The sequence below is a fragment of the uncultured Clostridium sp. genome, assembly GCF_934754915.1.
GTDB lineage: Bacteria > Bacillota > Clostridia > Clostridiales > Clostridiaceae > Clostridium.
The window spans coordinates 1-11,222 of sequence record NZ_CAKVKB010000109.1 but is presented as its reverse complement, the minus strand read 5'-3'; the positions used below and the strand labels follow the sequence as shown (position 1 = coordinate 11,222).

The 11,222-nt window shown below is 30.4% G+C and carries 18 protein-coding genes; all 18 read left to right on the top strand.

The genetic code is table 11. From position 1 onward, the window contains the following. Nucleotides 1-115 precede the first annotated feature (115 nt). On the top strand, nucleotides 116-283 hold the full coding sequence (locus Q0F58_RS14090) for a hypothetical protein (protein ID WP_294377774.1): 168 nt from the start codon (nucleotides 116-118) through the stop codon (nucleotides 281-283). Continuing rightward, a complete protein-coding gene (locus tag Q0F58_RS14085) occupies nucleotides 283-561 on the top strand; it encodes a hypothetical protein (protein ID WP_294377770.1) in 279 nt (92 codons plus the stop codon). The genes Q0F58_RS14090 and Q0F58_RS14085 overlap by 1 nt, the downstream gene beginning before the upstream one ends. 59 nt (nucleotides 562-620) lie before the next feature. After that, nucleotides 621-782 (top strand): hypothetical protein, encoded by a 162-nt coding sequence (locus tag Q0F58_RS14080; protein ID WP_294377767.1) that lies wholly within the window; start codon nucleotides 621-623, stop codon nucleotides 780-782. Then, complete coding sequence (locus Q0F58_RS14075) at nucleotides 782-2,551, top strand: DNA repair protein (RefSeq protein ID WP_294377765.1); 1,770 nt, start codon at nucleotides 782-784, stop codon at nucleotides 2,549-2,551. The genes Q0F58_RS14080 and Q0F58_RS14075 overlap by 1 nt, the downstream gene beginning before the upstream one ends. An 81-nt stretch (nucleotides 2,552-2,632) precedes the next feature. Then, entirely contained in the window at nucleotides 2,633-2,869 is a 237-nt protein-coding gene (locus Q0F58_RS14070) for a hypothetical protein (RefSeq protein WP_294377762.1), read from the top strand. Then, nucleotides 2,869-3,207, top strand: a complete 339-nt coding sequence (locus Q0F58_RS14065; protein WP_294377758.1) for a hypothetical protein — start codon at nucleotides 2,869-2,871, stop codon at nucleotides 3,205-3,207. Before Q0F58_RS14070 ends, Q0F58_RS14065 begins: the two co-directional genes overlap by 1 nt. Then, nucleotides 3,207-3,698 (top strand): hypothetical protein, encoded by a 492-nt coding sequence (locus Q0F58_RS14060; RefSeq protein WP_294377755.1) that lies wholly within the window; start codon nucleotides 3,207-3,209, stop codon nucleotides 3,696-3,698. The genes Q0F58_RS14065 and Q0F58_RS14060 overlap by 1 nt, the downstream gene beginning before the upstream one ends. Then, the gene (gene bet, locus Q0F58_RS14055) at nucleotides 3,698-4,666 is read left to right on the top strand and encodes a phage recombination protein Bet (protein ID WP_294377752.1); all 969 of its coding nucleotides are present in this window, start codon (nucleotides 3,698-3,700) and stop codon (nucleotides 4,664-4,666) included. Before Q0F58_RS14060 ends, bet begins: the two co-directional genes overlap by 1 nt. Nucleotides 4,667-4,680: 14 nt before the next feature. Then, on the top strand, nucleotides 4,681-5,292 hold the full coding sequence (locus Q0F58_RS14050; RefSeq protein ID WP_294377750.1) for an HD domain-containing protein: 612 nt from the start codon (nucleotides 4,681-4,683) through the stop codon (nucleotides 5,290-5,292). 15 nt (nucleotides 5,293-5,307) lie between these two features. Beyond that, nucleotides 5,308-5,748: a single-stranded DNA-binding protein gene (locus Q0F58_RS14045; RefSeq protein WP_294377746.1), complete on the top strand. Its 441-nt coding sequence runs from the start codon at nucleotides 5,308-5,310 to the stop codon at nucleotides 5,746-5,748. Between the two features lie 139 nt (nucleotides 5,749-5,887). Beyond that, nucleotides 5,888-6,064, top strand: a complete 177-nt coding sequence (locus Q0F58_RS14040; protein ID WP_294377737.1) for a DUF6877 family protein — start codon at nucleotides 5,888-5,890, stop codon at nucleotides 6,062-6,064. 13 nt (nucleotides 6,065-6,077) lie between these two features. After that, on the top strand, nucleotides 6,078-6,692 hold the full coding sequence (locus Q0F58_RS14035; protein WP_294377777.1) for an ERCC4 domain-containing protein: 615 nt from the start codon (nucleotides 6,078-6,080) through the stop codon (nucleotides 6,690-6,692). Further along, entirely contained in the window at nucleotides 6,652-6,963 is a 312-nt protein-coding gene (locus tag Q0F58_RS14030; RefSeq protein ID WP_294377734.1) for a hypothetical protein, read from the top strand. Before Q0F58_RS14035 ends, Q0F58_RS14030 begins: the two co-directional genes overlap by 41 nt. Beyond that, nucleotides 6,923-7,225 (top strand): hypothetical protein, encoded by a 303-nt coding sequence (locus Q0F58_RS14025; protein WP_294377732.1) that lies wholly within the window; start codon nucleotides 6,923-6,925, stop codon nucleotides 7,223-7,225. The genes Q0F58_RS14030 and Q0F58_RS14025 overlap by 41 nt, the downstream gene beginning before the upstream one ends. A gap of 5 nt (nucleotides 7,226-7,230) precedes the next feature. Continuing rightward, on the top strand, nucleotides 7,231-7,881 hold the full coding sequence (locus Q0F58_RS14020; protein ID WP_294377729.1) for a DUF5651 domain-containing protein: 651 nt from the start codon (nucleotides 7,231-7,233) through the stop codon (nucleotides 7,879-7,881). 28 nt (nucleotides 7,882-7,909) lie between these two features. Next, nucleotides 7,910-10,480, top strand: a complete 2,571-nt coding sequence (locus Q0F58_RS14015) for a CHC2 zinc finger domain-containing protein (RefSeq protein ID WP_294377725.1) — start codon at nucleotides 7,910-7,912, stop codon at nucleotides 10,478-10,480. Between the two features lie 33 nt (nucleotides 10,481-10,513). Next, the gene (locus Q0F58_RS14010) at nucleotides 10,514-10,969 is read left to right on the top strand and encodes a DUF1653 domain-containing protein (protein WP_294377722.1); all 456 of its coding nucleotides are present in this window, start codon (nucleotides 10,514-10,516) and stop codon (nucleotides 10,967-10,969) included. Between the two features lie 30 nt (nucleotides 10,970-10,999). Next, nucleotides 11,000-11,146, top strand: coding sequence for a hypothetical protein (locus tag Q0F58_RS14005; protein WP_294377719.1), 147 nt, complete (start codon nucleotides 11,000-11,002; stop codon nucleotides 11,144-11,146). The last annotated feature ends 76 nt before the right edge of the window (nucleotides 11,147-11,222 follow it).

Genomic DNA, 11,222 nt, shown 5'->3' with positions numbered 1-11,222 from the left:
ATGGGGAAATTATTAGATTATGCAGAACAGCTAGATGAAATTGTGAGGTTAGTTCAAAACGATGGATATAGTGTAAATGAAGCTATAAAAATTGTAAAAGAAAGGAGCAATAAAAATGGAAGGGTACATTAGGGCATTAATAGATATGCATTATAGAAGATTAGGGAGATTGAGAAATGACCTGATATGTGAAGTCAATTACGAAATCGCCATAATAGAAGAATTGGAGAGCATACTAGATTATTACAATGAGGGACAAAACGAAAAAGAGGGTGATAAATAATGAGTGACAATTGGCTTGCATTAGCAGTGGCTATATTATCCCCTAAAAAAATTGGCGTTAAAACAGCATTAATAAGAGTTGGGGCAAAGAGAGAACATCATAAAAATCCTATTGAAATTAATGAATGCAATTTCAATAAAATTAAAAAGCTCAGAGATAAGAAGGTTCCATGGAAAGATATTCCTAAGGAAATAGGATATAAATGTTCTGGCCAGGCATTAAGAGATAAGTTTGTTAGAATTTCAAAGAAAAAAGCTATCAAGGACACCGCCAAGTAATCCAAGATAGCATAAATAAGAAATCAAGTTAATTATAAAAGTTTAGGAGCGATTTGTAAATGGATAAGAATGAATTAATGGATAAATTAAACACTATACTGACTCAAGCAGCAGCTACTGGAATTAATTTGTTGGATGCAGAAAATCCAGATTTTAGAATAACACAATTTTATTTGGATGAAGATAATGAGATTTATTTTGAATGTGAGGAGTGTAAGTAATGAAATTAGAATTAACTCATATAGCAATTACAGGCTTTAAAGGATATAAGGATAAAGTAGAATATGACTTGGGTTATAGAACAATTATTACAGGGAATAATGCGTTAGGAAAGAGTACTGTAGGAGAAGCTATAGTATGGGCATTAACTGGATGTGATGTTTACGGAAATGAAAAAGCAGCTACAAGATTGGTTAATAATAAGAAACCTAAAGTAACAGAGGTTGTATTAGATTTTTTATTAGATGAAGAGCCACAAACAATTATAAGAAGAAAGAAAGGTTCAGCTAATGATGTTTACTGGAATGAAAAGAAAAGCAGCACTAATGATATTTCAAGAGATATTTTCAAAAATAAGAATATTTTCTTAAGTATAGTAAATCCATACTTCTTCCCAGAACTTGCACCTAAAGATGCAAAACAATTACTTTCAGATGTTCTTAAGCCTATAGGAAGAGATGAAATATTCTCAGAGCTTGGAGATTATCTAGTGAAAATTCTTAATGATAATGGATTTAGGATGCCAGAGACATTTATGGCTGATACGAGAGCGGATATTAAGGATCATGAAGAAAATGTTATATACATGGAAGGTGTTCAAGACGGATTAAAGCCTATGATGGTAGAAGATAAGAAAATATTTGATGATGCTGAACTTAAGAAACTTCAAAGTGAATTAGATACTTTAAAGAAAGTTGATACTGTTGAGGTTCAATTATCAAAACTTGAGAAGCCTAAAGATTATGCAGCTGAATTAAGCGAATTAAGAGTGCAGGAAGCGACATTAAAAGCTGCAATAAACAATTTATCATTGCAAGAATTATTGCCTGTAGAGACCAAGAAAGAGCATAAAGATGACTTATTAAAGCAATATCGTAATAAAAAAGCAAAACTTGAAAATATGGAAAGTAAGTTTATTGAATGTGATAAGTGCGGAAATAAGATAGATCTTACAAAAGAAGCTAGAGAAGTGCTTAAAGCTGATATTAAGGAAATATGTTCACAAGGAACAAAACTTAAAACTGAGATAAAAGAAATTGAAGCTAAGAACGCAGAAATATCTGAAAACAACAATAAAATCAAAACGGCAAAGGAAAATGAAATAAATAATAAGCTTGCGAAGATAAATATTAAGAGACAGTCATACTTAACAGATGCTGAAGAATCTCAAAAGGTTTATGAAGAAAAAAGACAGGCTATCATTAATGGTAGTAAGGAGCAGGAATCAGAAAGACAGGAAAAGATCAGATTAATTTCTTCTCAAATATCTGAACTTGAAGCTGAAAGACAGAAAGTACTTGATTTTAATGCAGGAATAGATGTAGCAATTAAACACAATGAAAATTTAGTTGAAGAACAGAAACTTAATCAGGAGAAAATCCAAAACAGTAAAAATAAGATAGAGCAGCTTAAGTTAGCATTGGATGCAGCAAAGCAATATAACTCAATTAAGCTTAAGAAACAGTCTGCACAGATAAATCAGTATTTGGATAAGGTTGACATAACTTTTGAAAAACTTACTAAAGATGGAGAACTTAAAGATGACTTTAAGATTAACTATGAAGGTAAGGAATTTAATAAGTTAAGTAATGCAGAAAAGATTAAAGCAGGGCTTGAAATTGCAAATTTGCTTATCAATCTTCAAAATTTACACTTTCCTATATTTGTAGATAATGCTGAATCAATTAATGATGTTCCAGAACTTGATACACAAATAATACAGGCAAGAGTAACAACAGATTCTTCAATAAAAGTTGAGGTGATTAAATAATGGAAACTAATTATTTTAATGATATAGAAGGAATGGAAGAATATTATGGCTATGAGCCCATATATACAAAGGAGGATTTTGATGAGTAAATCAGGTAGAAAAATGTTACTTAAACTTTTTGATTTATGTATTAAAGCTACAACCGTGAGTAAGTATTCAATAAATTATGATTATGCAGGAACTTGTGAGAGATATTCAGTATTTGCTTATAGCAAGAAAGATGAAGAGCAAATTCCAATAGCAGTATGTGAAGAAATATCATTTAAAAATTTGAAAAATACAAGAAGAAAAATCTTAAAGATGATGGAGGAAAAATAATGTCAGAAAAACATATGATTAGCAAAGAAAGAGCAGAAGCTCTTGTAAAAGAAATTTTAAATAAAAGAGATGAACAGAAAGAAAATAAAGCATATATTCAAGGTGCTAAAGAAGAATTGGAACAATTTATGATTCAAAATGATTTAACTGAATGGAAATGTAAAGCTGGAACTGTCAAAATTGCAGACTCTGTAAGAGAAGGCCTTGAAAAAGAAAAGGTTGAGTCTACTGTTAAGAAGGTTAATGACAAGGAAATTGATTATATTGATATGTCTGACCTGTATAAGGAAATTAATGTTCATTCAATAAGTATTAAAGCAGCTAAGGAGGCAGAATAATGGATAAGCCTTTAAGTTTTGATGAAATAAGGGATATTGATGGTGAACTTTGCAAACATTGTGAATGGACTGAATTTGGTGAAGATATGGAATCAAGATATCCAACAGGACCTCTTACATTAGGGTGTGAAGGTAGTGGGTGTAAAAAGGCTTATGAAAACTATTTAGAAGATTTTGAGGAGGAAAATGTTGAAATGACTAACATAGAAAAAGCAGAAAAAGCTAATGAATTAGCTGAAGATATAAAACTACATTCTAAAAATATAAAATGTATTCAAGCAAGAAAAGAAATGTTTGAGAAAAACAGGGATTTTTTAGTATCACTTAAGGGGTTTAATCAAGATATAAATATTAATGCAGATGGAGAGCTAATACAATTAATGATTTTAACAGAGCATGCAAGAATAGAAAAAGCAGAAAAAGAACTTGATGAACTCCTTAATGGAGATGTTAACAGAATTAAAAATATGTTAAATGAGGAGTGTAAATAATGGAAAATAACAGCATTGTAAAATATGAAGCTAATGGCCAAAATGTTGAATTATCAATATCAACAGTAAAACAGTTCTTGGTAAGTGGTGGAGGAAATGTAAACAATCAAGAAGTAATGATGTTTATGAAATTATGTCAAGGTCAAAAACTCAACCCATTTACTAGAGAAGCATATTTGGTTAAGTATGGAAATCAAGCTGCAAGTATTGTTGTAGGGAAAGATGCATTTACTAGAAGAGCAGAAGCTAGTCCTAATTATAAAGGCGTTAAATCAGGTGTAATTGTAGTTAATCTTAACAAACAAATTGAGAATAGAGAAGGTACATTTTATCTTAAAGGAAGAGAAGAATTAGTTGGTGGCTGGGCCAGAGTATCATTTAAAGATGGCAAGGACGATGTATTTAATACAGTAAGTCTTGACGAATATATTGGAAGAAAAAAAGATGGTTCAATTCAAAGTATGTGGGCAAATAAACCAGCAACAATGATAAGAAAAGTTGCATTAGTACAAGCGTTAAGAGATGCATTTCCAAATACATTATCTCAAATGTATGTAGCAGAAGAAGTTCAACTCGATGAAACTGAATTACCAAAGAATGAAATTAATGTTCAGGAAGAGCACAGACAAGCGTCACACGTTGATGCTCCACCACAAGTAGCAACAAAAGGTACTAAAGCGCAAGTAATGCAGTTAGCTGCTGAAAAAGAATTGATGTTAGGAACAGGAAAAGAAGCTAATGTTGAAGCATTAGAAAAATTTGCTAATGAACATGGAATAAGTTTAAGAGGTATGACAGAGGACCAGGCACAGCAATTAATTAAGCTGTTGATGGAATATGCACCAGTACAAGAAGTCCCAGAAGAGAATATTCAACCTGTAGAAAATGAAGAAAATTCTATTGATAATGCAGAGGTTGTTAATGAAGAAAACACACAAGAATCTGAAGATGATTCGGATCCATTTTAGAAGGAGTTAACATCATGGATAATAATAAAATTCAATCAAATAAGGAACAATTTTTACAACTTCTTAAAGGTGTTAACAGAGATGGCATGGATAAATTAATAGCATATTTAGAAAAAACAGATTTCTTCATAGCTCCAGCATCAACAATCTTTCATGGAAATTATGAAGGTGCATTGGTGCAACATAGCTTAAATGTGTACAACTTATTTAAAGAGAAAAATGAGAGATATGGCTTAGGTTTAAGTGAAGATTCAGTGAGAATTATGGCACTACTTCATGATTTGTGCAAAGCTAACTTTTATAAACCAACAACTAGAAATAAAAAAATTGATGGAAAATGGGTTCAAGTTCCGTGGTATGACGTAGATGATCAATTACCAGCAGGTCATGGAGAAAAATCAGTAATACTTATTCAAGCATTTATAAAGCTTACTGGAGAAGAAATGTTAGGCATTAGATGGCATATGGGTGGATATGAAAATGATAGCAATTATAAATATATAAGTGCTGCATGGAACAAATATAAAAGCGGAGCGTGTCTGCATACGGCTGACTTAGAAGCTAGTAATTTATTAGAAATGAAGATTGATTATGAAAAAATAGGTCAGCAAAAAATGAACTTATAGGGGGGCTGAATTTAAATGAATAAAGTTTTAGAAATAGGTCGTATGACTAAAGATCCAGAACTAAGATATTTGCCAGGGAGTGGAACCGCAGTTACAAGCTTCAGTATTGCAGTAGATGATGGTTTTGGAGATAACAAAAAAACTTACTTCTTTAATGTTGTAGTATTTGGGAAAAGTGCAGAAGCAGTTGCTAATTACACACATAAAGGTTCAAAAGTAGCAGTAATGGGCAAACTTACTACAAGAACATGGGATGCTCAAGATGGTACTAAGAGATATGCAACTGAGATAGTTGCTGATAACTTTGGAGGCATAGAATTTTTAGATAATAAATCAGATAATCAAAATAGCAGCCAAGGATATAACAATAATCAAGGTTCTGGAAGCGATGGAACTGGTAATTATGATTATTCAGAAGATATGACTCTGGTGGATTCGGATGAAATGCCATTTTAGAACCGAGGTGATTTATGGGATTATATAGATCAGTATAGAGATTTCTATAAAACAGTAATTTAAAACATGAGAATAAGAGATATTAACATAGTTGTTATATTCTCTTATTCTTACATGAAATTCAATTGAGAGGTAAACAATGATTGAAATAAAAAGTATTCAGGACTTAGTTAATAAATCAGATATGATTCCAACAGTGGCATTAAAAGACATAGGTACAAGGATATCAGATTGGTTATCAAGTGGAGGAAAAGAAACAGATCAATATATTAAACAGCAGTTCAGATATGCTGAAAACTTAATAAACATGAGGTGATAAAGTGACAGGTATTAAATATAGATTCTCAGATACTGAGATTAAAAAACTAATGAAAGAAAACTTCATGATTTTATATGACACTAGAGAGCAGGTTAATGAACATGTGTTGTGTGGATTCGATGATTTGAAATTTAAATATAAAAAACAAAAGATTGATGAAGGTGATTATACTGGAATAATTACAGCTAGACCAGATATGGGAATACCAAGAGATTTATATTTTCCTATAGGGGTTGAACGTAAGAATTCAGTTGATGAACTTGCAGGTAATCTATCAGAAAAGTGTGATACTAGAGATGATATAAGACTTGAAAGAGAACTTATAAGAGCAAAAGCAAAAGGAATTGATATTTATTTTGTAATTGAAGATCCTATAGGATTGAAAAATATTCAAACTGGAAATTATAGGAGTCAATATAAACCAAAAGCCTTTATGGGGAAGTTTACTTCATTAATGACTAATTATACTAAGGGAGCTACATTCTGCAGCAATACAGAAAGTGCTTATCACATAGCAAGACATTTATATTATGGAATAAGAAATTTCTTGAAAGAAGGGCAAATATATGAAGGGGGAGAGATTATTGGAGAAGATAACCAAAGACCAAGAGACAGTGATTTGTAAAAGAGCAATAGATACTTTTGGAGCAGCAATTCAACAGGTAATTGCTATGGAAGAATGTAGTGAATTAATACAAGCTATTTCAAAATCAATAAGATGTAAAACTCATAATGTTGAAGAAGAAATCGCGGATGTTGAGATAATGTGCAAGCAACTAAGAATTATATATGACAGTACGAAAGTAGATGAGATTAAGCAGAATAAATTAAAAAGACTTGAAGGAGTTGTTTGGGATGGGCAGAGCAGAAAACAGAAAAATGAAGAAGCACATTAAAAGCAAAATGACAGAAGAACAATTCAAGGTTTTTCAAAGTGAAGTAAATCAAGAATATGTTAATGGTGAAGTAAATAAGCAAATTAAATTTTATCAAGAATTGTGGACTGATTGTTTATTGGAAGCTTTTAAGAAGAACGGTTATTCAACAGATAAAGCTAAGATGATTCTTGATGATGTTGAATTGATAATGCTCAGAAAAATCGAGGAAAAGAAGAAAAATAATACTGGAAGAATTCCAGTAATAAAAGGTAGGTTGTAATAAGTATGGGAGATTTAAAGAGGGCTTATTTAACAAGTGAAGAGAAAAATTTCTATATGATTAGTAAGGCTTATATCCAGTATTGTGATGGACTTAGAGGGTTAGATGTTCATACTAACAATCCTGTGTGGGAAGATTGGAAAGAACGTGGAATGTTAACAAGTTCAATGCAGAAAAATATAAAGATGACTTACACATATTTAAAAAAATTCTGTTATGAGCTTGAAGAAAATTTAAGCAAGACTGAGATTGAAAGACTTAATAAGCAGCTTAATAAATTTGATTATAAATTAGTTGATGATTATACAGTTCAAAAATTACTTAGAGATATTGGAAATAACATAAAATATGCAGTAATTGAAAGAGAAAAATTTGAACCGATTTTACAAGACATTGCAGCAGTTAGATGTGTAGGATGTACTGCTAATTATGAAAAGTGTCCAATATATAAGATGCTGGATGATATAAGTATTCCTTATGTAAAAGAGAGTCCTACATGCCCATATGCATGTGAACTTGCAGAATATACTGAGGATGAACTTAAAAATATTGAAAAAATGAAGGAAACAATACACAAGAAAAGATCTGTTGGAAATGAGTTTAATAGAAAAATTGAATATGATAATAAAAAGACAAAATCAAAAAAACATAAATAATTAATTAGCCTATAAGGAGGGACAAGGCTTGAAAGAACTACACGATATTGATTTAAAAGCACTAATTGAAAATGAAACTGGGGAGAAATTTAACAGAGAAGGGTATATAAAATGTCCCTTCCATTCAGAAAAAACGCCTTCTATGAAAGTTAAGTTTTTCCCAGATAGAAATAAGCAAAAATATAAATGTTTCGGATGTGGAGCTACTGGCGATGCAATAGATTTTATATCTAATTATAAAAATCTTGATTATAATGCAGCAAGAGAATATTTAAATCTTGAAATTAAAAAGAATGAGGTAGAACTTGCAGAAGATAAAGTTAAAAGTTATATAGACTGGCAGCTTAAACATAATAAACAAGGTTATGAATTTTTAGGATTATTCACTTTTGTAGATGAAGATAATAATCCAATCTATTACAAAGCTAAATTTCGTAAACCTGATAACAAAAAAGAAACTCCTTATTATTGTTTTGATGAAGAGGGAAAAGTATCAAATAAACGAGGTGCTGATGAAGTTCCATATAATTTGTTTAATTTACTTAATGGAATTGAAAATAATAAGGTTATAGTCTTCGTAGAGGGCGAGAAAGATGCCAATATGATAAATAATATCTTAAAAAATACAGAGTATGTGGCAACGTCTATAAAGGGAGTAAAAGATTATACATCTATAAAACAAAAAGATATGAGAATATATGTTATTGGCGATACTGGAGAAGCAGGTAAAAAATATATAGAAAATATCAAAAAAGAGTTTTTTGGAATTGCATCTGAATTTAGAATAATCAATCTCCCAGGAATTAAACGCCTGGGAGACAATAAAGATGTTACTGACTGGTTAGAAGAACTTGGACATAATAAATATGATTTATTTAAAGCCTTTAGCAGAAGTTTAGATTTAAAAGATACTTATGAGTTACAACAGGATTCACATGGAATTTATAAATCATTGCCTAATAAGAATAATCCTGATGAATATAAAAAACAATACTTAACGGATTTTCAAGTAGTAGAAGCAAAAAGACTTAGATTTATTGAAGAAGATAGAGAAGGAGTAAGGCTTTTACTTAAGAGTAACACAGGTGATTTTATCGAAAGGATTGGTCCAAGTTCAAAATTTGACGATGTTAAAGCATTTAAGAATTTTTTAGGAACATTAGATTTAGCATTTAAGGGTAAGCCGGATGATGTTACAGATCTAAAGAGTTGGATTAATAAATACTGGGCCTTAGAAAATGAGGAAATATATACTGGAGATAAATTCATTATGAAAGATGGTTTATTAACATTAGTAACAGGCCAAGGAGCAATAAATGGTATAGGAAAAAATCATTCATTAATATCGAACAACAATGACATAAATATTTTAGACATTGAAAGCATTTCAAGAGAAGAAATGAAGCAACTTAAAAATCATATCTTTAAATTCACTGAGACAAGCAAAGCAATTTCAATTATTGGAACAGTAATTAATGATCTTGCTATTTATCAAAATCAAGAAATAGGAGAAAAACTTCCACATCTACTTATTGTAGGAGAATCACAATCAGGAAAAACAACTATATTGGAAAAAGTCATAGCACAAATACTTAATTATCATGTAGAAAATAAGAAATCTATAGGAAATAGCAGTAATTGGGCCATGCAAAGAGATTTATCTACAGGAAATTATCCAAGTCTTTATGATGAGTTTAAACCTAGTATGATGGATAAATATAAGATGCAAAAATTAAGTGGATTACTTAGAGATTTATATGATAGGCAAGTAATAAATAAAGGCGATAAGTCTTTAAATGTAAAGTCATTTCAATTAACTAGACCACTTATAATGGCGGGAGAAGAAAGTTATCCAAATTCAGAAACAGCGCTTATAACTAGAAGCTGCATAGTTTATTTATCACGAAATGAACGTACTGATAATCAAGTAATTCTTAATAAATTTGGGAGAAGTATTGTTGATGTAATTCTTAATTTAAAACCTGAAGAATATAGGAATATAAGAAATAGTAAAAGAGAGTTTTTTAAAAATTTAAAAGAAAGAGCTCTTGATACTGCCCTTAGTGTTGCAACAGGAATTGAAATACTTAACATATTATTAGAAAAATTTAATCTTAAAAGAATTGAAAATTATGAAGAATACATTTACAAAAATATTAAAGAAGAAATTTTAGAGAATGAAGAAGATACGAGATCAGTAGTTGAAAACATGCTTATTTTATATAACAACATAATTGAAGATGGAAGAGCATTTAATTCTAAAAATGTAGTAAAAAGTACTGGCGAAGGATTGTTTATAAGGACATCTGAAATGATTAATGAAATTCATGATTTTTGCAACAGAATAGGCTCAGCAGAAGTAGTTCCATTAAAACTTAGAGATTTTAAAAAGCAGGCAACAAAGGCAGGATATCTATTAAAACAATCTGGAAAAGTATTTAAAATTGAAGGACAGTCAGTAAGATTTGATGAGTACAATCCAGATAAATTCAGAAATCTACATTTAGATGCAATAGTTGAACCGGAGATATATGACCAGTCTTATATAAGTAAATCAGAACAAAAAGTAATTGATGGGATATTCCCACCACAAAGGTAAATTGCAGATAAAACGAAATGGAGGCAAAGTAAAATGACTAACTGCAAAGAAGCGTTAGAATATTATTTAGATAAGGAGAAAGAGAAAAGAAAGTTGGTTTATCCAGCTATTTACAGGCACTTTAAACATGAAGAAGATGGACCATTAAATAATTATATGTATGCAGTAATGGGATTAATTAAGTATATAAATCCTGATGATTATGTAGACTATTTCAAAAAGCCTTATGTTTACCTTAAAAAGTTTTCTGCGCAACATACAGAAAGAAGTTCTAAACCTTTAAGGGGTAGATATATAACAGTATTTGAAAAAGATGGATGTTTTTATTCTACAAGTATAGAGAAAGGTGAAATCCTTGTTTTATATAAATCTCTTTATGATGGACATAAAGCTTATGCAAGACCACTTGACATGTTTTTAGAGGAAGTGCCCGAAGGAAAAGAAAATCCTAGTGGTCAGAAATATAGATTTGAATTAGTTAGATATTAATGCGTGATATGTAGAAAGGATGAAATAACTATGAAGGAAAAAACTAAAAAACTATTAAAAGAAGCACAAGAAATATGCGATAGAGAAGATAGATCAACAGAGTATATGATTCAGTTTATGCAGGACTATGCTAATGTATCTTTTGATTGTGTAATAAATTATCTTCAAAATAATTAGTTCACAATACTAAGATTTTATGAAGAAAAGGTGGCGAAATAATGGAAAAGTGGCTGTTTTGCATTACGATCTGGCT